The sequence below is a fragment of the Micromonospora zingiberis genome, assembly GCF_004331455.1.
Taxonomy (GTDB): Bacteria; Actinomycetota; Actinomycetes; order Mycobacteriales; family Micromonosporaceae; genus Micromonospora; species Micromonospora zingiberis.
Map to the genome: position 1 here is coordinate 227,614 of NZ_SJJR01000009.1, position 21,552 is coordinate 249,165.

General features: G+C 72.6%; 19 protein-coding genes. 4 read left to right on the forward strand and 15 right to left on the reverse strand.

Features of this window, described 5'->3' with window-relative positions; all coding sequences use genetic code 11:
* From E0H26_RS15865 to pepN, 6 genes are all read right to left on the reverse strand, one after another.
* The gene (locus E0H26_RS15865) at positions 1 to 756 is read right to left on the reverse strand and encodes an SDR family NAD(P)-dependent oxidoreductase (RefSeq protein ID WP_240742202.1); all 756 of its coding nucleotides are present in this window, start codon (positions 754 to 756) and stop codon (positions 1 to 3) included.
* Positions 757 to 799: 43 nt separating this feature from the next.
* Complete coding sequence (locus tag E0H26_RS15870) at positions 800 to 1,654, reverse strand: DegV family protein (protein WP_131304412.1); 855 nt, start codon at positions 1,652 to 1,654, stop codon at positions 800 to 802.
* 109 nt (positions 1,655 to 1,763) lie between these two features.
* The gene (locus E0H26_RS15875; protein ID WP_131304413.1) at positions 1,764 to 2,429 is read right to left on the reverse strand and encodes a histidine phosphatase family protein; all 666 of its coding nucleotides are present in this window, start codon (positions 2,427 to 2,429) and stop codon (positions 1,764 to 1,766) included.
* The gene (rsfS, locus tag E0H26_RS15880) at positions 2,426 to 2,830 is read right to left on the reverse strand and encodes a ribosome silencing factor (RefSeq protein ID WP_131304414.1); all 405 of its coding nucleotides are present in this window, start codon (positions 2,828 to 2,830) and stop codon (positions 2,426 to 2,428) included. The genes E0H26_RS15875 and rsfS overlap by 4 nt, the downstream gene beginning before the upstream one ends.
* A gap of 109 nt (positions 2,831 to 2,939) precedes the next feature.
* A complete protein-coding gene (gene nadD / locus E0H26_RS15885; protein ID WP_131304415.1) occupies positions 2,940 to 3,536 on the reverse strand; it encodes a nicotinate-nucleotide adenylyltransferase in 597 nt (198 codons plus the stop codon).
* A 72-nt stretch (positions 3,537 to 3,608) separates the two neighbouring features.
* Entirely contained in the window at positions 3,609 to 6,122 is a 2,514-nt protein-coding gene (pepN, locus tag E0H26_RS15890; protein ID WP_131304416.1) for an aminopeptidase N, read from the reverse strand.
* Positions 6,123 to 6,191: 69 nt separating this feature from the next.
* Here pepN and E0H26_RS15895 point away from each other — a divergent pair, with 69 nt between their 5' ends.
* Entirely contained in the window at positions 6,192 to 6,410 is a 219-nt protein-coding gene (locus tag E0H26_RS15895) for a DUF397 domain-containing protein (protein WP_012014682.1), read from the forward strand.
* A gap of 63 nt (positions 6,411 to 6,473) precedes the next feature.
* Here the strand turns inward: E0H26_RS15895 and E0H26_RS15900 are convergent, their stop codons facing one another.
* The 3 genes from E0H26_RS15900 to E0H26_RS15910 all read right to left on the reverse strand — a co-directional run bounded on the left by E0H26_RS15900 (position 6,474) and on the right by E0H26_RS15910 (position 8,885).
* On the reverse strand, positions 6,474 to 6,860 hold the full coding sequence (locus E0H26_RS15900; protein WP_131304417.1) for a hypothetical protein: 387 nt from the start codon (positions 6,858 to 6,860) through the stop codon (positions 6,474 to 6,476).
* 217 nt (positions 6,861 to 7,077) lie between these two features.
* The gene (locus E0H26_RS15905) at positions 7,078 to 8,250 is read right to left on the reverse strand and encodes a zinc-dependent alcohol dehydrogenase (protein WP_131304418.1); all 1,173 of its coding nucleotides are present in this window, start codon (positions 8,248 to 8,250) and stop codon (positions 7,078 to 7,080) included.
* A complete protein-coding gene (locus E0H26_RS15910) occupies positions 8,247 to 8,885 on the reverse strand; it encodes an SRPBCC family protein (protein WP_131304419.1) in 639 nt (212 codons plus the stop codon). The genes E0H26_RS15905 and E0H26_RS15910 overlap by 4 nt, the downstream gene beginning before the upstream one ends.
* 314 nt (positions 8,886 to 9,199) lie before the next feature.
* On the opposite strand from E0H26_RS15910, the gene E0H26_RS15915 reads away from it, so the two are divergent.
* Complete coding sequence (locus E0H26_RS15915) at positions 9,200 to 9,676, forward strand: DUF4383 domain-containing protein (protein WP_131304420.1); 477 nt, start codon at positions 9,200 to 9,202, stop codon at positions 9,674 to 9,676.
* Positions 9,677 to 9,757: 81 nt separating this feature from the next.
* Here the strand turns inward: E0H26_RS15915 and obgE are convergent, their stop codons facing one another.
* The 6 genes from obgE to E0H26_RS15945 all read right to left on the reverse strand — a co-directional run bounded on the left by obgE (position 9,758) and on the right by E0H26_RS15945 (position 18,203).
* Positions 9,758 to 11,206 (reverse strand): GTPase ObgE, encoded by a 1,449-nt coding sequence (obgE, locus tag E0H26_RS15920; protein WP_131304421.1) that lies wholly within the window; start codon positions 11,204 to 11,206, stop codon positions 9,758 to 9,760.
* 89 nt (positions 11,207 to 11,295) lie between these two features.
* Complete coding sequence (gene rpmA, locus E0H26_RS15925; RefSeq protein WP_131304422.1) at positions 11,296 to 11,550, reverse strand: 50S ribosomal protein L27; 255 nt, start codon at positions 11,548 to 11,550, stop codon at positions 11,296 to 11,298.
* An 11-nt stretch (positions 11,551 to 11,561) separates the two neighbouring features.
* On the reverse strand, positions 11,562 to 11,876 hold the full coding sequence (gene rplU, locus E0H26_RS15930; RefSeq protein WP_131304423.1) for a 50S ribosomal protein L21: 315 nt from the start codon (positions 11,874 to 11,876) through the stop codon (positions 11,562 to 11,564).
* Between the two features lie 322 nt (positions 11,877 to 12,198).
* Positions 12,199 to 15,279, reverse strand: a complete 3,081-nt coding sequence (locus tag E0H26_RS15935) for an Rne/Rng family ribonuclease (protein WP_131304424.1) — start codon at positions 15,277 to 15,279, stop codon at positions 12,199 to 12,201.
* Positions 15,280 to 15,409: 130 nt separating this feature from the next.
* On the reverse strand, positions 15,410 to 16,192 hold the full coding sequence (locus E0H26_RS15940) for a TIGR03936 family radical SAM-associated protein (RefSeq protein WP_131304425.1): 783 nt from the start codon (positions 16,190 to 16,192) through the stop codon (positions 15,410 to 15,412).
* Between the two features lie 25 nt (positions 16,193 to 16,217).
* Positions 16,218 to 18,203 carry a TIGR03960 family B12-binding radical SAM protein gene (locus E0H26_RS15945; protein ID WP_131304458.1) on the reverse strand — a complete coding sequence of 662 codons (1,986 nt, stop codon included), beginning with the start codon at positions 18,201 to 18,203 and terminating at the stop codon, positions 16,218 to 16,220.
* A gap of 206 nt (positions 18,204 to 18,409) precedes the next feature.
* Between E0H26_RS15945 and E0H26_RS29975 the strand changes: the two genes are divergently transcribed.
* Positions 18,410 to 19,948 (forward strand): hypothetical protein, encoded by a 1,539-nt coding sequence (locus E0H26_RS29975; protein WP_131304426.1) that lies wholly within the window; start codon positions 18,410 to 18,412, stop codon positions 19,946 to 19,948.
* Positions 19,949 to 19,999: 51 nt separating this feature from the next.
* Positions 20,000 to 21,472: a cryptochrome/photolyase family protein gene (locus E0H26_RS15955; protein WP_131304427.1), complete on the forward strand. Its 1,473-nt coding sequence runs from the start codon at positions 20,000 to 20,002 to the stop codon at positions 21,470 to 21,472.
* The last annotated feature ends 80 nt before the right edge of the window (positions 21,473 to 21,552 follow it).

Below are 21,552 nucleotides of genomic sequence, written 5' to 3' on the forward strand. Positions count from 1 at the left end.
CTAGGCCGATTCCGGGTCGAGGCCGAGTACGGAGCGCCCGCCGTCGACCGGCAGAGTCACCCCGTTGACGAAGCCGGCCGCCGGCGACAGCAGGTACGCCACCGCCTCCGCCACGTCCTGCGGCCGACCGATCCGGCCCAGCGGGTGCAGCCGGGCCAGCTCCGCCTCGATCCGCCGCACCTCGCCGGGCGCCTGGCTGGCCAGGAACGCCTCGTGCCGCTCGGTCGTCACCGAGCCGAGCGCGACCGCGTTGGTCCGGATGCCGTGCCGGCCGTACTCCACGGCGAGCGCCCGGGTCAGCCCCTCGACGGCGGCCTTCGCGGTGGCGTACGGCAGGCAACCGGGCACCGGACGGCTCGCCTGGTGGGACGAGATGTTCACGATGGCGCCGGCGGTTCCGGCGGCAAGGAAGCGGCGTACGGCGGTGGCCGCCCCGACCACGGCGGGGCGTAGGTTGCGCGTGATCAGATCGACCACCTCGCCCGCCGGGGTGTCGTGCACGGAGGCGTCCTGGAACACCGCGGCGTTGTTCACCCAGCCGGTGAGCGGCTGGTGCCGTTCCGCCCGGTCGGCGGCGTGGGCGGCGACCGCCTCGTCGGCCGCGTCACCGACCACCGACACCAACCGGTCCGCGTGCGGATGCCCCGGCGCCCAGGACACCGCGTCCGCGTCCCGCTCGATCACCACGACGGCCTCACCAGCGGCGAGCAACTGCGCCACGATCGCCCGCCCGATCCCCCGTCCGCCCCCGGTCACCACACAGGACACCCGTCACCCCCACGTCCGAAATCCGTTGTCCTCACGCCTCGGGCCGGCGGTGGATCACGACGCAGGCGAGGCCGGGACCGGCATGGGCGGCCACCGCCGCACCGGCCTCGGTGACGTACGTGTCGTGCAGCCGATCGCCGAGCCGGGCCGCCAGCGCCGCGAGCAGGTGCTCCGCGCGTTGCGGTGCGGCGAGATGGTGTACGGCGATCTCCACCTGCGCGTCGCCGGCCGCCTCGACAGCGAGATCGACCAGCCGCGCCACCCCTCGACTGGCGGTACGCACCTTGTCCCGCAGCACGATGCCACCGTCGGGCATGTGCAGGATCGGCTTGACCGACAGCGCCGTACCGAGCAGCGCCTCGGCCGCGTTGATCCGGCCGCCCCGACGCAGGAACTCCAGCGTGTCCACGTAGAAGAAGATGGTGGTACGCCCGACCGCGTCGACGGCGGCGGCACGTACGCCCGCCAGGTCGGCACCGTGCTCGGCGGCCCGGGCCGCGGCGACGGCCACGAAGCCGAGACCCATACCGCAGGAACGGCTGTCCACCACCGTCACCCGCTCGCCGAACTGCCCGGCGGCCAGTTCGGCGGCCTCCAGGGTGCCGGAGAGCCCCGCCGACAGGTGCACCGAGGCGACTCCCTCCGCACCGGCGTCCAGCAGCTCGCGGTAGGTCCGGGCGAACTGCTCCGGTGACGGGCGGGAGGTGCTCACCGAGACCCGCCGCGCGCTCAGGGCACGGGTGGCGTCGGCGGGGAAGACGTCCACCCCCTCCAGCCCTTCGGCGCCGTTGAGCACCACGGTCAGCGGTACCACGGTCAGCTGATGCGCCGGCACCAGTTCGGGCGGAAGGTAGGCGGTGGAGTCGGTCACGACCGCGACGGGCATGACCGGCACGGTAGCCGATCGGGCCGGCTGGCCGCCCGACCGCGCTCCCGGTCCGCCACCGACGCCGGGCCGGATCCGGCTTGTGGTCGGGCCCGATGCCCGCGCCGGGTCAGACCGGCTCGGCGGAGACCGGGGCTGCGGAGACGGCAGCGGTCACCGGCACGGCGGGCGCGGTGATCGGGCCGACGTTGTGGGCGCGCAGGTGCCAGCCCTGCCCGGCGTCGTGCCGCAGCTCGGTCCAGTGGCAGTTGCGCAGCGAGCCGATGGTGCGCAGCACGGCGTGGTCCCAGCCCAGCAGTTGCCCGCAGCCCTGCCGCGCCGCGCCCCCGTGGGTGGCGATGACGATCGTGCCGCCAGTCGACTCGTCGGCGATCTCGTGCAGGGCGGTGCCGATCCGCTTGCCCAGTTCACCGAGGGGTTCGACGTCGGCGCCGGGATCCGGGTCGCCGGCCCGCCAGCGCGCGTACTCGTCGGGGAACCGCTCGGCGACCTCGGTGAGCAGCAGTCCCTGCCACCGACCGAAGTGCCGTTCACGCAGCCGGGCGTCGGAGCGTACCGGCAGGCCGGTGAGCGCGGCCAGCGCGGCGGCGGTGTCCGCCGCGCGGCTGAGGTCGCTGGCGACGATGGCGTCCGGGCGCAGCGCGGCGAGCAGCGGCGCGGCCTCGCGTGCCTGCTCCCGGCCGAGGTCGTTCAGCGGTACGTCGGTCTGCCCCTGGACCCTGCTGGCGGCGTTCCAGTCGGTGTTGCCGTGCCGCCAGACGACCAGCCGGGTCACTCGCCCGATCCGGTGGCGGCCTCGGCGCGGGCCAGGTCCCGATCGACGAACGGGATGGTCGGGCAGTCCTTCCAGAGCCGGTCGAGGGCGTAGAACTCGCGCTCTTCGGTGTGCTGGACGTGCACGACGATGTCGACGTAGTCGAGCAGCACCCACCGTCCGCCGCGTTCGCCCTCGCGCCGGACCGGCTTCGCCTTCTCCGGCAGGTCGAGCAGGGCCTCCTCGATGGCGTCGACGATGGCCAGCACCTGACGCTCGTTCGGGGCCGCGGCGAGCAGGAACGCGTCGGTGATGGCGAGTTGGTCGCCCACGTCGATGATGACGATGTCCTGAGCCTTCTTGTCCGCCGCCGCCTGGGCGGCGGCGATCGCCAGCTCGTGAGCGCGTTCGGAAACTGTCACCGTTCTCCTTCGATCAACCGTGCGATACCCCAAGCCTCTCACACGGCCCGTGGACCCGACCTACCAGTTTCAGCCCGGAAACGTCCCAATCAACCACATACACGGCGGATCACTGCTGGTAGAGACGCCGCTTCGCGATGTACTGCACCACACCGTCCGGCACCAGATACCAGACCGGCTCACCGCGGGCCACCCGAGCCCGGCAGTCGGTGGACGAGATCGCCATCGCCGGCACCTGTACCAGGCTGACCGTGTCGGCGGGCAGGTGGGCGTCGGTCAGCTCGAACCCGGGCCGGGTCACCCCGATGAAGTGCGCGAGTTCGAAGATCTCGTCCAGATTCTTCCAGCTCAGGATGCGCTCCAGCGCGTCCGCACCGGTGATGAAGAACAGCTGCGCCTTCGGGCCGTACATCGCGTGCAGGTCCCGCAGGGTGTCGACGGTGTAGGTCGGGCCACCCCGGTCGATGTCCACTCGACTGACCTGGAAGCGTGGGTTGGAGGCGGTGGCGACCACCGTCATCAGGTAGCGGTCCTCGGCCGAGCTGACCGGGACGTCCGCCTTCTGCCACGGCTGGCCGGTCGGCACGAAGATCACTTCATCGAGGCCGAACCGGTCCGCGACCTCGCTGGCCGCCACGAGGTGCCCGTGATGAATCGGATCGAAGGTACCGCCCATGATCCCGATCCGCCGGATGTCTTCCGCCACCCCATGATCGTAGTCCGAGCCGAGCTCACCTCAGGCCGGCCGTGACGGACAGCACCCGGCCCCCCACAAAAGTCAGGCCATCGTGATGGCCACCACCGTTCGCGCCACCAGGGCACGACGCAGGTCGTCGTCGGCGTCGGTGACCACCCGGCGCAGCCCGGGCGTGAGGTCGTCGCGGGACAGCAGCGCCGCGGCCGCCTCCCGGGTGGTCTGCGCCACGGCGTAGCGGGGGAAGGCCAGCTTGGCCACCTCGTCGGCCACCCACGGGGTACGCCGCCGCGCGGCGGCCGGCATGTCGGCGAAGTAGCGGGTCACATAGTCCGTGGTCAGCTGCGCCTGCTCGGGCTGCCAGAAGCCGGCCGCGGTCGCCTCGACCAGCCGGTTGGACAGTTCCGTGTCCGCCACGACGATCTCCCAGGCGGCCCGCTTGGCCGCCGGGTCGGGCAGGGCGGCTCGGCACCGGGCGGCGCGTTCCGCACCGGCGGCACTCGGATCGGCCGTCGCCTCCGCCGCGATCTCGGCCGCACCGGCCGCGCCCAGCACCACCAGCCGGCCGAGGATCTTCCAGCGCAGCTCGGTGTCGACGGCCAACCCGTCCGGTACGCCCCGGCCGCCGAGCCAGCCGGCGAGCAGGTCGCCGTCGGTGGTCGCGGCGATCAGGCCCCGCGCCGCGGCCAGCTGCAACGACCCGCCCACCGGGGCGCCGTCGAGCAACCGGCGGCAGGCCCCGTCGAGCACCGCCAGCGCGGCCTGCCGCGCCGCCGGGTCGAGGTAGCGGTCGACCAGCGAACGGCTCAGGGCCAGCACGTCCTCGGCGATGATCACCTCGGTTTCGGAGGGCAGCGCCGCCCCGATCAGGTCCACCACCGCGCCGACCGGTCGCTCGCCGTCGGTCGCCGCATCCAACGCCTCGCCCCACAGCAACGCGCGGGGCAACGGGTCGGCCAACCGGGGCAGCAGCGCCGGCACCGCGTCGGCCGAAGCGGAATCCAGGCGGATCTTGGCGAAGGTGAGGTCACCGTCGTTGGGCAGCAGGACGGCCGACGCCTGCTCGCCGGCCAACCCGGCGAGCACCGCCCGACCCCCGTCGACCTTCGGGTCCAGATCGACCTCGACCCGGTCGGCACTGCCGTCCAGGGCGTACCGGCCCACACCGATGCGGTGCGGGCGCAGCACCGGGTGCGACAGCGGCGCGGTCTGCGTGACGGCCACCTCCCGGTAACGGCCGTCGGCATCCACGGACACCTCGGCCCGAAGCGTGTTGACCTGGGCGGTACGCAGCCACGCCTGCGCCCAGTCGGTCAGCTCACGCCCGCTTGCCGCAGCGAGGCTGCCGAGCAGGTCCGCCAGGGTGGCGTTGTCGAACCGGTGCCGCGAGAAGTGGTCGTTCAGCCCCGCCAGGAACGGCTCGTCGCCGAGCCACGCCACGAGTTGCCGTAGCACACTGGCGCCCTTGGCGTACGAGATGCCGTCGAAGTTGAGCAGCCCCTCGGCCGCGTCGGCGACCTGCTCCGGCGCCACCGGATGGGTGGAGGGGCGCTGGTCGGCGGCGTAACCCCACGCCTTGCGGTGCAGGGCAAAGGTGGTCCACGCCTGGTCGAACCGGGTCGCCTCGGCGGTGACCCGGGTGCCGAGGTATTCCGCGAACGACTCGTTCAACCACAGGTCGTCCCACCACCGCATGGTGACCAGGTCACCGAACCACATGTGCGCCATCTCGTGGGCGATGGTGGTGGCCCGCAACTCACGCTGGGTGTCGGTGACCGCCGAACGGAAGATGTAGTCGTCGCGGAAGGTGACCAGCCCCGGGTTCTCCATCGCGCCGGCGTTGAACTCCGGCACGAACGCCTGGTCGTACTTGCCGAACGGGTAACGCTCGTCGAACAGCTGATGGAAACGGTCGAAGCACTGCTTCGTGACGGTGAAGATCTCCTCGGCGTCGGCGTCCAGGTGCTCGGCCAGCGAGCGCCGGCAGTAGATGCCGAGCGGAATGCCGTCGTGGCTGTCCCGGCGGACGTGCCACGGCCCGGCGATCAGGGTGAACAGGTACGTCGCGATCGGCAGGGTGGGCGCGAACTCCCAACGCCCCGGGCCCGGGTTGGCGGCCAGCTCGCCGTTGGCCGCGACCGTCCAGTGTGCTGGGGCGGTGACCGAGAGGGTGACCGGCGCCTTCAGGTCGGGCTGGTCGAAGGCGGCGAAGATGCGTTGCACGTCGTCCAGGAAGGACATCGCGTAAAGGTAGGTCTCGCCGTCGGCGGGGTCGACGAAGCGGTGCACCCCCTCGCCGGTGTTGGTGTACGCCATCTCCGCGTCGACGGTCAGCGTGTTCTCCTCGGCCAGCCCGGTCAGGGACAGCCGGTTGTCGTCCAGCCCGGCGGGGTCGAGGTCGCCGCCGTTGAGGCGTACCGCCAGCAGTTTCGCGGGCTTGACCTCGACGAAGGTCTCCGTGCCGGTGGCCCGGAACCGGATGGTGACCTGCGAACGGAACCGTTCGTCGCCCCCGGTCAGGTCGAGGTCCACGTGATATGACACGACGGCGATCGACGCGCCACGCGCGGTCGACTCTGCACGGCTCAGGCTCGGCATCCGCTTATCCTGCCGGATGGGGCCGCCAGCGGGCGTCCCCATTTCCCCCCGACGCTGGAGGACTGGAGCATGACAACGCACCCCAAGGGCGACTTCGACCTCTCCCGGGCGGTCTGGCAGCGGGCCGAAGGCGACACCTCCGAGGCCGCCGTGGAGGTCGCCTTCGTCGACGACCTGATCGGCATGCGCAACTCCGCCGAGCCGGACGGCCCGGTGCTGGTGTTCACCCAGGCCGAATGGGACGCCTTCGTCGCGGGCGCCCAGGACGGCGAGTTCGACCTCGACTGACCGACGGGCTGTGCTGCCCCGGTCGGCGGGCCCGTCCCCGCCGTGCCGGACCGGGGCGAGCCGTCAGACGACGTCACCGTCGCCCCAGCCCAGCCCGCCGGGCCCGGGAGCGTGGTGGAACCCCGGATGACCGGCGACGTCGACGCAGCGCTCGTCGTCGGGGCCGACCGCCCCACAGAACAGCCGCTCGGCCCGCTGCCAGTCGTCGGCCGGGGACACCGCGGACGCACCGAGCGCCAGCTCGGGCCGCAACACGCTCAGCGCCTCCGCGTATCCGACCGCCGTTTCCCGGGCCGCCGCCAGGTCGGGCGCGGTGAAGCCAAGGTGGGCGGTGTAGAAGCGATCCGCCCGGACCATCCGCCGGGCGGGCGCGATCAGCGGCGGTTCGCCGCCGCCCCCGACCGCCCCGGCCATCCACCGCCGCCAGTACGCCGGCCTGTTGTCCCGCATGCGTCCTCCCCCGGGTGCCCGCCGGCCCACCTGCCGCACCCCGCACGCCAACGGTCCGGCCGGGCCGGACGACGGCGCGGGTGCACGCCGCCCCGGGTGGGCGGCGCCGCCGACGCGCCATCGCAGTGAACCAGGTTCGCCGGCTCATGGGAGGGGCCAGCCGGCCCACCCCGCGCCGCAGCGGTGACTCGTCGACGGCCGGCGGCGGCTCGCGGGGTCAGGCCGGATGCAACACCGTCCGCAGGCACCCGTCCTGCTTCTTCTCGAAGATCTCGTAGCCCCGCGCGCCCTGCTCCAAAGACATCGGATGGGTGGCCAGGTAGCCGGGGTCGATCTCCCCGGTCGCGAGCCGGTCCAGCAGCATCGGGATGTAACGCTGGGCGTGCATCTGCCCCATCCGCAGCACCAGGGCCTTGTTCATCGCCGCACCCAGCGGGAACTTGTCCACGAACCCGGCGTACACGCCGACGATGCTGACCGTGCCACCCTTGCGCGCCGCCATGATCGCCTGCCGGACCGAGGTCGGCCGGTCGAGCTGCGACCGGGTCGCCTGCTTCACCCGGTCGTACGCGTACGCCGGACCGACGTCGTGCGCCTCCATGCCGACCGCCTCGATGCAGGCGTCCGGCCCACGGCCGGCGGTCATCTCCCGCAGCGCCTCCAGCACGTCGGTCTCGGCGTAGTTGATCGTCTCCACGCCGAGCCGGTTGGCGGCGGCGGCCAGCCGTTGCGGCAGCCGGTCCACCATGATGACCCGCTCGGCACCGAGCAACTGTGCGGCCCGAGCGGCCATCTGCCCGACTCCCCCGGCGCCCCACACCGCGACCACCTCACCGCCGGTCAGGCCGCAGAAGTCCGCGGCCATCCACCCGGTGGGCAACGCGTCGGAGGCGAAGACCACGGAATCGTCCGGCACCCCGTCCGGCACCTTGAACGCACCGATGTCACCGAACGGCACCCGCACGTACTCGGCGTGGCTGCCCGAGTAGCCCCCGGCGGCGTGGGAGTAACCGATGATGCCGGCCGGCGAGTGTCCCCACAGCTTCTCGGTGAAGACCGGCTGCGGGTTGGAGTTGTCGCACAGCGAGTACTGCTCGGTCCGGCAGTACCAGCAGCCGCCGCAGGCCACCACCGAGCCGACCACCACCCGGTCGCCGACGGCGAGCCGCCGCACCCCCGGCCCGGTCTCCACCACCTCGCCCATGAACTCGTGGCCGAGGATGTCGCCCTCCCGCATGGCGGGCAGGAACCCGTTGATCAGGTGCAGGTCGGAGCCGCAGACGCTGCTCGCCCGTACCTTGACGATGATGTCTCCGTCCGCGCGCACCGTCGGCTCCGGCACGTCGCGTACCTTCAGCTTGCCGACGCCCTCCCAGCACAGTGCCCTCATGCCCGACCTCCCGTCGACAGCCGCTCGCGCATCTTGTCGGTGACCCGCTCCTGCGCCCGGCTCCGCCCCGAGGGGTCATGCCGGGTGTCGATCACCTGACCGCACTCGATGAGCGACTTCACCCGGCGCAGCGTGTCGCGCAGCCGCAGGTCCGGTTCGTGGCCGCCGGCCAGGCCGAGTGCCCGGCGCACCGGGCCGGAGCGGTACCGCAACTCGGCCCGGATCTCGGTGCCCCGGCCCTGCGGTGCCGGCACCAGGGCGACCGTGCCCTGCTGTTCCGGACCGTCGGTGACCCGCCAGCTCAGCCGGCCCGGACCGGTGACGGTGAGCTCGGCCCGCCACTCGGTGCCCGCGCCGGAGGTGTCCGGCGCCACACACCGCCAGTGCTCGTCGTCGATCTGTTCCAGGGTCGCCCACTCGGCCAGGGCGCGGTCCAGCCGTTCCCGGTCGGTCCAGAAGCCGATCACCGCCTCGATTGGCCGGTCGACCGTCACCCCGCGCCGCACCACGTACCAGCCGTCCTGTTCGTCGGGCTGGTGCCGCCGTCGCCGCCGGGCCACCGCCCGTCCGACACCGACCGCGGTCACGGTGGCGGCGCCGAGCAGCGCCCACCTCCCGCCGTTGCTGCCCATCATGTCTCCTCCACCCCGGAGGTCCGGCATTGGACCGTCCCACCCGAGCGCTACCCGGCCCGCTGCCGCCGAAACGACAGGTCGCCCGAGCGAACCCGGGCGCCGCGAAGGGGACGACCTGCCGGAGAACACGACGGGCCCGGCCGGGTGGACGTCCTCGCCGGCCCCGGCCCGGCCTGATTGGTCGTTTCGCTGCGGGACAGCCCGCCGGCCTACAGAATTGAAGACCAGCGGCCCAGCGAGATCGCCATGCACAGAGCCACACCTCGCCGCCCCGTCGGCCGCGGGCGTTCCCCGGATTCCCAGAGGTGACATCGATGGCGCATCAGGCACGCGGCGGTCGCTCCGGACGTAGCCGGGTCCAACTCGCCGCCCTGGTCGTGGCAGCCCTCTTCCTGATCATCGGCGTGGCCGGCTTCATCCCGGGCATCACCACCGGTTACGGCGACATGACCTTCGCCGGGCACCATTCCGGGGCGAAGCTGCTCGGCGTGTTCCAGGTGTCGATCCTGCACAACCTGCTGCACCTCGGCTTCGGCCTGGTCGGCCTGGTGCTGTCCCGTCGGCTGGCCGGCGCGCGACTCTTCCTGGCCGGCGGCGGGGCGATCTATCTCGCCCTGTGGCTGTACGGGTGGGCCACCGAGGACGAGAGCGCGGCAAACTTCATCCCGGTCAACGGTGCCGACGACTTCCTGCACCTGGGGCTCGGCTTCGGCATGCTGGCGCTGGGCCTGCTGCTGTCCAACCGGGCCGGCACCGGCGGCGCCCTCGACACCCCGCTCGACCGTCCCTGACCGACAGGTCGTGGTGCAACCGCCGCCTGAGGGTGTCGCACCACGACCTGCCGGGGCCGCCGTTGCCTGGGCGGGCTGGAACTATTCGGTGTCGTCCGCGTCGGGCGTCGACTCCACCTCGTCGGCGGGCCGCTGCCGGCGAGCCTTCCGGGCGGCCAACCGCTCGGCCGCGCTGGCCCGGGTCTGCTTCTCCTCCAAGCGGACGTCCCGACCCCGGGCACCGGGCACGAACTCCACCCCGGCGTAGAGGGTCGGCTGCCAGTCGAACTCCCGCTCGCCGATGCGGACCAGGTCGCCCGGCTGGGCGCCGGCCTTGGCCAACTGGTCCTCGACACCGAGCCGGGCCAGCCGGTCGGCGAGGTAGCCCACCGCCTCGTCGTTGTCGAAGTTCGTCTGGCGCACCCACCGCTCGGGACGGACGCCCCGCACCGTGTACGAGCCGTCCGGCTCCGCCTCGATGGTGAAACCGGCGTCGTCGACCGCCTTGGGCCGGATCACGACCCGGGTCGGCTCGGCCGGCGGCGCCGCCACCCGCGACTGCTCCACCAGTTCCGCCATCGCGTAGGTGAGCTCCTTGAGTCCCTCCCGGGTGGCCGCCGAAACCTCGAAGACGCGCAGGCCACGCGCCTGGAGGTCGGGTCGGACGATGTCGGCCAGGTCACGCCCGTCGGGCACGTCGACCTTGTTCAGCGCGACCAACCGGGGCCGGTCGGCCAGGCCGCCGTACGCCTCCAGCTCCGCCTCGATGGTGTCGATGTCGGCCAACGGGTCCCGACCGGGCTCCAGCGTGGCGGTGTCGATGACGTGCACCAGCACGGCGCAGCGCTCGACGTGCCGGAGGAACTCCAGCCCCAGCCCCTTGCCGGTGGCCGCGCCGGGAATCAGACCCGGCACGTCGGCGACGGTGAAGGTGTGGTTGTCGACCCGGACCACGCCGAGGTTGGGCACCAGGGTGGTGAACGGGTAGTCGGCGATCTTCGGCTTGGCCGCGGAGATCACCGAGATCAGCGAGGACTTGCCGGCCGACGGGAAGCCGACCAGGCCGACGTCGGCGACGCTCTTGAGTTCCAGCACCACGTCCAGTTGCTCACCCGGCTCGCCCAACTCGGCGAATCCGGGCGCCTTACGGCGGGCGTTGGCCAGCGAGGCGTTGCCCCGCCCGCCGCGCCCACCCCGGGCCACCTCGAAGGTGGTGCCGGCACCCACCATGTCGGCGAGCACCGTGCCGTCCAGGGTCTGTACGACCGTGCCGTCCGGCACCTTGAGCACCAAGTCGCCACCGTTGGCGCCGTCCCGGTTCGACCCGGCGCCACCGCGACCGTTCGGTGCCTTGACGTGCGGTCGGAAGTGGAAGTCGAGCAGCGTGTGCACCTGCGCGTCGACCACCAGGGAGACGGTGCCGCCGTGCCCACCGTTGCCCCCGTCGGGGCCGCCGAACGGCTTGAACTTCTCCCGGTGGATCGAGACACAGCCGTGCCCGCCGTCGCCGGCCTGCAGGTGCAGGACGACCCGGTCAACGAACGTAGTCACGCCGTAATCCTTCCAGCGGGGCCGCCCCCGCACATGAAATGGCAAAGCGGGCCGGGACATCAGGTCCACGGCCCGCTTACGCCGGAGAGCTACTGCTGCGGCACGATGCTGACGGTCTTGCGACCGCGCTTGGTGCCGAACTGGACCGAGCCGGCGGCCAGCGCGAAGAGCGTGTCGTCGCTACCGCGGCCGACCAGGTCACCGGGGTGGAACTTGGTGCCACGCTGACGGATGAGGATCTCACCCGCGCTGACCACCTGACCACCGAAGCGCTTCACGCCGAGTCGCTGGGCCGCGGAGTCACGACCGTTACGCGAGCTGGACGCACCCTTTTTGTGAGCCATTGGAGGACGACCTACTTCCCGCTGGAGATGCCGGTCACCTTGACCTGGGTCAGCGGCTGGCGGTGACCCTGGCGCTTGTGGTAGCCGGTCTTGTTCTTGAACTTGTGGATCCGGATCTTCGGGCCCTTGGTGTGCGCGGCGATCTCGCCGGACACCTCGACCTGAGCGAGCTTCGCCGCGTCGGTCACCAGGTCGTCACCGTCGACGAGGAGCACCGCGGCGAGCTTCACCGCGTCGCCGGGGGCACCGGCGAGCTTCTCGACCTCGATCACGTCGCCTTCGGCGACCTTGTACTGCTTGCCGCCGGTCTTGACGATCGCGTACATCGGAGGCGGACTCCCTGTCGTTGAGGCTGCTAACGTCTTTTCCCACCGTTGCCGGTCGGTCGTTCCCACGGCGGCTCGCCGGGTAGCAGAGGCACGGCGGCGCGGGCACACGGGAACTCGGCACACAAAGGTGCGCCGCAGGCAAGCGTACGGCATGCTCGCCCCGTACCCCAAACCGCCCCCCGCCCACCCGCAAGGAAGGGCACCCTGTTAACGCCTCAGGTAGCGGAAGGGCCCCCTGTTAACGCATCGGATCCGGGCGCTGGCACGCCGCGGCCCCTCCCGGCGGACGTCACCGCCGGGAGGGGCCACCACGTACGGGTCAGGGTCGGGTGCGACGCCGTGCGCCACCCCGGCGGGAGCGACGGCGCCCGGTGCTGCTCTCGCCGCTGTCCTCGTCGTCCTCGGCCAGCGCGTCCGGGTCGTCCGGGGCGGCCAGCCGGGCTGACTCGCCCTGCTGGCTGTCGGCGATGTCCGCAGCGGCCGGGGTCTGCGTCTCGTAGCGCGACAGGTCGTAGCCCATGGTGTCGTGGTAGTCGGCGTCGGCGGTGCTCGTACTGTCGGCCTCGGTGACCTCCACCACGGTCCGCTCGGCCGGGGCGCTCTTGCGCGCCCGACGCCGGGACGTCGCGGTCGGCTGCTCCGCCGTCGGCACGCCGGCCGAGGCGACCGCCTTGACCTTCTCCCCGCCGCCGGCCCGTGGCTTCTCCGGCACCGGCTCGGTGTGGATGACCAGGCCCCGACCCTTGCAGCACTCGCAGGTCTCGCTGAACGCCTCCAGCAGCCCGGCACCGATCCGCTTGCGGGTCATCTGCACCAGACCCAGCGAGGTGATCTCGGTGACCTGGTGCTTGGTACGGTCCCGGCCCAGGCACTCGGTCAGCCGACGCAGCACCAGCTCCCGGTTCGACTCCAGCACCATGTCGATGAAGTCGATCACCACGATGCCGCCGATGTCGCGCAGCCGCAGCTGGCGGACGATCTCCTCGGCCGCCTCCAGGTTGTTGCGGGTGACCGTCTCCTCCAGGTTGCCGCCGGCACCGGTGTACTTGCCGGTGTTGACGTCGACCACGGTCATCGCCTCGGTCCGGTCGATCACCAGGTGGCCGCCGGAGGGGAGGAAGACCTTGCGGTCGAGCCCCTTGAGGATCTGCTCGTCGATCCGGTACTCGGCGAAGACGTCCGTGGTGCCCACGTGCCGGCGCAGCCGGGCGAGCAGATCCGGCGAGACGTGGGACAGGTACGACTCGACCATGTCGTACGACTGGTCGCCCTCGATCACCAGCTCACGGAAGTCCTCGTTGAACAGGTCCCGGACCACCCGGATGACGAGGTCCGGCTCCTCGTACAGCAGCACCGGCGCACCGCCCTCGGCGGCCTTGGCCTGGATGTCCTCCCACTGCGCCTGGAGCCGCTTGACGTCGCGGGCCAACTCGTCCTCGCTGGCCCCCTCGGCCGCGGTCCGGACGATCACCCCGGCGCCGTCCGGCACCAACTTCTTGAGCACGTCCCGCAGTCGCTTGCGCTCGGTGTCCGGCAGCTTGCGGCTGATCCCGGAGGCGTTGCCGCCCGGCACGTAGACCAGGTGCCGGCCGGAGAGCGCGATGTGGCTGGTCAGCCGGGCGCCCTTGTGCCCGATCGGGTCCTTGGTGACCTGCACCAGCACCGAGTCGCCGGACTTGAGCGCCTGCTCGATCGAGCGGGCCCGACCCTCCAGGCCGGTGGTGTCCCAGTTGACCTCGCCGGCGTATAGCACCGCGTTGCGGCCCCGGCCGATGTCGACGAACGCCGCCTCCATGCTGGGCAGCACGTTCTGCACCTTGCCGAGGTAGACGTTGCCGGCCATGGTGCCCGCCGAGTTGCGGGTGACGTAGTGCTCGACCAGCACGCCGTCCTCCAGGACGGCGATCTGGGTGCGATCACCGCGCTGGCGTACCGCCATCACCCGGTCGACCGCCTCCCGGCGGGCCAGGAACTCCGACTCGCTGAGGATCGGCGGGCGGGTGCGGCGCTGCTCGCGCCCGTCCCGGCGGCGCTGCCGCTTGGCCTCCAGCCGGGTCGAGCCGGAGACGCCCTGCACCTCGTCGACCGTACGACGCGGCTCTCGGATCTTCACCACCGTCGGCACGCCGTCATCGGCGGCGCCCTCGGTGTCGCCGGCACCCCGGCGGCGGCGACGCCGACGCCGACGGGTCAACCCGTCGCCGCCCTCGGCCTCGTCGCCCCCCTCGTCGGTCTCGGTCTCGGCTTCCTCCGCCTCGTCCGCCTCGGCCTGGATTGCCTCCTCGGCCTCGCCGTCCTCGACGTCCTCGGCGTCCTCCGCGCCGCCCTTGCCGCGTCCCCGGCCCCGGCGGCCACGCCGGCGGCGCCGCCGTCCGGCAGCGCTCTCCTCGTCCTCTTCGTCCACGGCGACCTCTTCGGTCTCCGCAGCGGCTTCCTCGTCGGCCTCGGCCGTCACCACCGGCTCGGCCTCCCGGCGGCCACGACGGCGGCGACGGGGCGGTTCGGCCGGTTCCTCGGCGACCTCTTCCTCGGCGGCCGGCTCGGCGGCGGCGACCCGGGCGGCGGTGATCTCCTCCGGGGCCATGAACAGCACCGTCGGCGCGGTGAGCGCGGCGCGCCGACGGCGCGACCGTGGCTCCGGCGCCGGCTCCACGGCCGCCTCCGCAGCCGGCGGCGTCTCCGGGGCCGGCTCGACCGCCGCCGGTGCCGGCTCTTCGCCTTCGGCGGGCTCGTCGGTGGGTACGTCAGCCGCGTTCTCGACCGGCGCGGCGCCGGCTCCGAAGTCGGTCCCGGCGGCGGGTTCGGCGGCGGGTTCGGCGGCGGTCTCCGGTGCCCCGGCCACCGGCTCGTCGGTGACCGGCGGCTCCGCCGGGATCTCGACCGCCGCGGGCGCGGCCTTCCGGCGCCGGGTACGGGTCACCTTGACCGGCGGTACGACGTCACCGGCGGCAGCTTCGACCTCGGCCGCGGCCAGCGGCTCCTCGGTGCTCTTCTGGGCGGTGGTGGCCTTACGGCGCCGCCGCGTGGTCTTGGGTGCGGCGTCGAGGTCACCGGAGACCGGGGCGAGGACCTCGGCCTGAGGCGCTTCCCCACTGCCCACGGCCGGCGCACCCAGCGCCTCCACTGGGGCGTCGGTCTGTTCGGGCGGGCTGACCGGGGTGGTTCGCCGCCGGGTGGCCCGCCGCCGGGGCGGTTCCTCGACGGCCGAGGCGCCAGCCAGGTCGGCCGTACCGCTCACCGTGTCGGTGGCGTCCTCCGGTGTACTGGCGGCGTCGACCGGCTCCGGCGGCGCAGCGGCGCCGCCAGCCCCACTCGCCGGGTCGGCGATGTTGTGCTCGGCGGTCTCGTCGGCCGGGTTCGCACCGGTCCGTTCGCCGCCCTCGGGCTCGTTCTCGAGCATGGACGTTCTCCAGTTCTGGCTTCCCCGGGCGCGGGTGAGCGCTGCCACGCAGGGAGGCCGCAAAAGTGTTTCCCCGGGCGCACGGCGTGCGCGACCGGCGAAGTCTGCCTGCCTGGACGCCGACCGTCGGTCAGCGTCCGCCGATGGTTGCCCCGTCGCGATCCGCGTCCAGCGGATCCACGATCGCACCCTGCGCGGTCAGCGTGCCCTGAGCCAGCCGGATCACCTTCGGGGCCACCGGCGGCTCCAGGCCGGCCACCACGCGGAGGCCGGAAAGGACGTCATCGGGCCGTACGGACGGGGTGACCTGCCGTACGACCAGTTCGAGTATCGCACACGGTACGGCCGATCCCCCGGAAGGCGTCGCCGACGGGGCACTCACATCGATGGCAATGACTGCGGCACGCGCGTCGAAGGTCCGCCGCCCCTGCTTGGTCATCCGCTCGACCTGCACCTGCTCGGCGGCGCTGAAGACGGCCACGGCCTTGCCCAGCACCTCGGGATCCACCTGCGGCAGCTCGATGCGCCACCGGGACGCCTCGATCCGCTCCGCCAACCCGCCGCCGGTGGCCACCACGGCGTCGAGCACGTCGAGGCCGGGCGAGAGCGCGGCGTCCAACGCGCTGCGCAGCGCCTCCGGGTCGACGGGTTCACGCAGGCCGACCTCCAGGTACTCGGCCTCGCTGGCTACCCCGGTCGGCGCCGCGCTGGCGTACGAGATCTTGGGGTGCGGGGTGAAGCCCTGCGAGAAGGCCACTGGCACCCCGGCGCGGCGCAGCGCCCGCTCGAACGCCCGGGCGAAGTCCCGGTGCGAGGTGAACCGCAACGGGCCCCGCTTGGCGTACCGGATCCGCAGGCGCTGGACGACCGGCGCCTGGCCACCCTCGGGCTGTGGTCTCTTACTGATCTTCATGCTCCTCGCTGGCGGACCAACCGGGTCACTGCTGGGCGCCGGTGGGCAGCCTCAGGCCGTTGACCGGGGTCAACGGGAGTAGTTTCCGGCCGGTCGGGCCGATCTGGATCTCGGTGTCCATCGCCGGGCAGACCCCGCAGTCGAAACACGGCGTCCACCGGCAGTCGTCCTGCTCGTACTCGCTGAGCGAGTCCTGCCAGTCCTGCCAGAGCCAGTCCTTGTCCAGGCCCGAGTCCAGGTGGTCCCAGGGCAGGACCTCCAACTCCTCGCGCTCGCGGGTGGTGTACCAGTCGAGGTCCACCCCGAAGGTGGGCAGCACCTCGTCGGCGGCCTCCACCCAGCGCTGGTACGAAAAGTGTTCGCTCCAGCCGTCGAACCGGCCGCCGTTCTCCCAGACCTTGCGGATCACCGCGCCGACCCGACGGTCCCCCCGGGAGAGCAGGCCCTCGATCAGCGACGGCTCGCCGTCGTGGTAGCGGAAGCCGATCGCCCGGCCCAGCGAACGGTCCGCGTTGATCGCCTGCTTGAGCAGCTTGAGCCGGCCGTCGATGACCTCCGGCCGGGCCATCGCCGCCCACTGGAACGGGGTGTGCGGCTTCGGCACGAACCCGCCGATGGAGACCGTGCAGCGGATGTCCTTGGAACCGGTCGCGGCCCGGCCGGCGCGGATGACCTCGTGCGCCATGTCGGCGATCTCCAGGACATCCTCGTCGGTCTCGGTGGGCAGCCCGCACATGAAGTAGAGCTTCACCTGCCGCCAGCCGTTGGTGTACGCGGTGACCACGGTACGGATGAGGTCGTCCTTCGACACCATCTTGTTGATCACCTTGCGGATCCGCTCCGACCCGCCCTCCGGGGCGAAGGTCAGACCGGTCCGCCGCCCGTTGCGGGACAGCTCCTGGGCCAGCTCGATGTTGAACGCGTCCACCCGGGTCGACGGCAGCGACAGCGACACGTTGGTGCCCTTGTACTGCTCGGCCAGGCCGGAGCACATGTCGCCGATCTCGGAGTGGTCGGCCGAGGAGAGCGACAGCAGGCCCACCTCGTGGAAGCCGGAGAACTCCAGCCCCTGCTGCACCATCTGCCCCACCGTGGTGATGGAGCGTTCGCGGACCGGCCGGGTGATCATGCCCGCCTGGCAGAACCGGCACCCCCGGGTGCAACCCCGGAAGATCTCCACCGCGTACCGCTCGTGCACCGTCTCGGCCAGCGGGACCAGCGGCTTCTTCGGGTACGGCCAGGCGTCCAGGTCCATCGTCGTACGCTTGTGCACCCGGAACGGCACGTCCGCCCGGTTCGGTACGACCCGCTGGATCCGGCCGTCGGGCAGGTAGTCCACGTCGTAGAAGCGCGGCACGTAGACGCTCTCGGTGCGGGCCAGCCGCAGCAGCAGCTCGTCGCGGCCGCCCGGACGCCCCTCGGCCTTCCAGTCCCGCACGATCGCGGTGATCTCCAGCACCGCCTCCTCGCCGTCGCCGAGCACCGCGGCGTCGACGAAGTCGGCGATCGGCTCCGGGTTGAACGCCGCGTGCCCGCCCGCCACGATCACCGGATCGTCGTCGGTACGGTCGGCCGCGAGCAGCGGAATCCCGGCCAGGTCGATCGCGGTGAGCAGGTTGGTGTAGCCCAGCTCGGTGGCGAACGACACGCCGAACAGGTCGAAGTCGCGCACCGGCCGGTGGGCATCCACGGTGAACTGGGGCACGCCGTGGGCGCGCATCAGCTTCTCCAGGTCCGGCCAGACCGCGTACGTCCGCTCGGCGAGCGTGTCGGGCAGCTCGTTGAGCACCTCGTAGAGAATCTGCACACCCTGGTTGGGCAGGCCGACCTCGTACGCGTCCGGGTACATCAGCGCCCACCGTACGGTCGCCGCGTCCCAGTCCTTGACCACTGCGCCCAGCTCACCACCGACGTACTGGATCGGCTTGGTCACCTGGGGCAGCAGCGGCTCCAGTCGGGGCCACACGGAGTTGGCCGCGACGGGGCGCGGTGTGGTGGACGGGCTCATGATGCCCAAGGGTACGCGCCCGATCGCCGGCACCCGCGCCACACCTGTCCCTTCGACCCGCCAGGCCAGCGGTCGCCATGAGCGGCCCGGCCCCCGGCCGCGAACCGACGCGGCGGAGAAGGTCGCTCGGCTGCGCTACGGCCGGCCTGATTCGGCCACGGTGGCACAACGGTACTAACCTCGGGTCGGCGTGAGAGGAGATTGCCGCGATGCCGGAGCCGCAGCCGGGTGCAGACCGGCCGGTCGACGGGAACCGTCCGGAGGCACCGCCGGACGGGGAGCCGGCGGTCACCCAGGAGCAGGCCACCCCGTTGGTCAGCGAGCAGCCGGAGTCCAGCGCGCAGCCGGATCCCGACGACGAGCCGACGCGACAGCGCACCACCGGGGAGACCGCCACCACGGCCGCGCTGCCCGCAGAGACCGAGACCGCCGCCCCGACCGGCACCGCCCCGCAGGACAAGCCCGCTGACGGTCAGCCCGTCGAGGGGCAGCCGGCCACGATCGAGCCGGACGACGAATCTCCCGCCACCGCACCGGCAGCCGCCGAGGTGGGTCCGCAGGGCACCCGCGTGCTGGGGCAACCGGTGCCGGACGACGAACCCGCCTCGCCACGCTGGAGCGGATCTGCCGCCGTACCGCCGGCACCGCCGCGCCGCCCGACGTGGGGCGAGTCGGCCGAGCCGACCCCACCGCCGCCGGTCGCGGCGGCCCACCAGCCGGAGCACCAGACCCCGGTCGACCCGTGGGCGGGGGTCGACACCAGCGGGTGGGAGCTGCCCTCGGCTGACTTTCCGGCCCTGCCGCCGACGCTGTCGTACCCGGCCCCGCCGCCGACCCGGCCGTACTCCGGGCCGCCGGCACCCCCGCTGTCACCGGCACCGCCGGCCCACCAGCCGTCGGCGTACCCCCCGCAGCCCGCCGGGTACCCACCGCCAGCGGCGCAGTCCCCCGCGCGACCGGCACCGCCGCCGGGTTATCCGCCGTCGCCGCCGACCTACTCGCCGGCGGGCTATCCGCCGCCCGGCTACCCAGCGCCGCCGGCCCACCAGGCCCCACCACCCGCGCCGCCGGCCGCCCGGCCACCGGCGCCGGGCGGGCCACCGCCGCCACCCGCCCGGGGCCGGAAGGCGAAGAAGGCCCCGCCGGCCGCACCGCCGCCGGGGTGGCAGCCGCCCGCCGGGTACGTCCCCGTCCCGGTACGCAGACGGCGCCGCTGGCCCTGGATGCTGCTGCTGACCCTGGCCTGCTGCTGTGGCTGCCCGGCCTACTACGGCATGCCGATGTTCACCCAGTACCCGGCGAACGCCGCCCTCCCGGCACAGGTTGCGGACCTGCGGCTACGGGAGGACCCACGCAGTACCCAGGCGGCCCAGCAGTTGGAGACCCAGATGCGCCAGGCGCACTGGCTCGCCGAGGACACCTTCGCCGGGGTCTACAGCACCAGCGCCGGCAAGCGGGTGACCGTCTTCGGTGGCACCGGGTTCCGGTTCACCCCGTCGGCCGACGCCGACGCCGAGATGGAACGGCTCACCAAGGAGTACGCCCTCGGCGAGACGCAGGTGGTGGAGAGCAGCGTCCGGGGCCGGCACGAGCGCTGCGCGGTGGGCAACTCCGACGGCACCGGGGTGGTCGTCTGCACCTCGGTCGACCACGGCAGCCTCACCAGCGCGGTCTTCACCGGTCTCTCCGTCGACGACAGCGCCCGCCTGCTCGGCACGCTACGGGAGCAGATCGTCTCGACCGGATGAACTGAAGCCTCCCCGCCCACCGGCGGCTTCCCGCGAGGGACAATCGCAGGCATGCCGCGGCGTTGGCTGTTCGCCGACCAACTCGGACCGCACTTCCTCGACGACCGCCGCCAGCCGGTGCTGCTGATCGAGTCCAAGGCGGTCTTCCGCCGTCGGGCCTTCCATCGGCAGAAGGCGCACCTGGTGCTCTCCGCCCTGCGCCACCGGGCAGCCGAACTCGGTGACCAGGCGATCTTCCTGCGCGCCGAGACCTACCGGCAGGCGTTACGCCGGGTACGCGAGCCGCTGGAGGTCTGCCACCCGACCTCCCGGGCGGCGCTGGAGTTCGTTCGTGGGCTGGACCGGGTGACCGTCCTGCCGCCGCGCGGCTTCGTCACCGGGCTGGACGAGTTCGCCGACTGGGCGGACGGGCGGCGCGGCGCGCTGCGGATGGAGACCTTCTACCGGTTCGCCCGGGAGCACCACCGGGTGCTCGTCGACGGCGACGAGCCGGTCGGTGGCCGGTGGAGCTTCGACACCGAGAACCGACAACCGCCGCCCAAGGGCGTCGAGCGGCTCGACGTACCACCCCCCGCGATGCCCCGGGAGGACGACATCGACGCCGAGGTCCGGGCCGACCTGGACCGGTGGGAACGGGAGGGCATCCGGTTCGTCGGGCGGGACGGCCCGCGCCGCTTCCCGGTGACCTCGCGGGAGGCACAGTCGCGGCTCCGGCACTTCCTCAAGCACCGGCTGCCCCGATTCGGCCCGTACGAGGACGCCATGCTGGCCGGCGACCCGTGGCTGGCGCACAGCCTGCTCTCCTCCTCGTTCAACCTCGGGCTGCTCGACCCGATGGCGGCGATCCGTGGCGCGGAGCAGGCGTACCGCACGCAGGGGGTGCCGCTGGCCAGCGTGGAGGGCTTCGTCCGGCAGATCCTCGGCTGGCGGGACTTCGTCTGGAACCTGTACTGGTACTTCGAGCCCGGCTACCGGCGTGGCAACGCGCTGGGCGCCCGCGGATCGGTGCCGACCTGGTTCCGCGACCTGGACGCCGACGCGGTGCAGGCGCACTGCCTGTCGGATGTCCTCGCCGACCTACGCGACCACGGCTGGGTGCACCACATCCCCCGGCTCATGGTGCTCGGCAACTACGCCCTGCAACGCGGCTGGCGGCCGACCGAACTTGTCGACTTCTTCCACCGCAGCTTCGTCGACGGCTACGACTGGGTGATGACCGTCAACGTCGTCGGCATGAGCCAGTACGCCGACCTGGGGCGGATGAGCACCAAGCCGTACGTGGCCGGCGGCGCGTACATCAACCGGATGAGCGACTACTGCGGCGGCTGCCGCTACGACCCGAAGGTCCGCCTGGGTGAGCGGGCCTGCCCGTTCACCGCCGGCTACTGGTCGTTCCTGGATCGCAACCGGGACCGGATCCCGGCCAACGCCCGGATGGCCCGGACGATGGCCCAGCTGAACCGCCTCGGCGACGTCGACGCGGTACGCGACCAGGAGAAGCGGCGTGCCTCGAACCCGCCGTGACCGGCGCCTGCGCAGTTGCCCCAGCCGGTGGCCGAGCCGGTAGCCGCAGCCGGTGCCCCCAGCCGGTGGCCGCGCCGGTC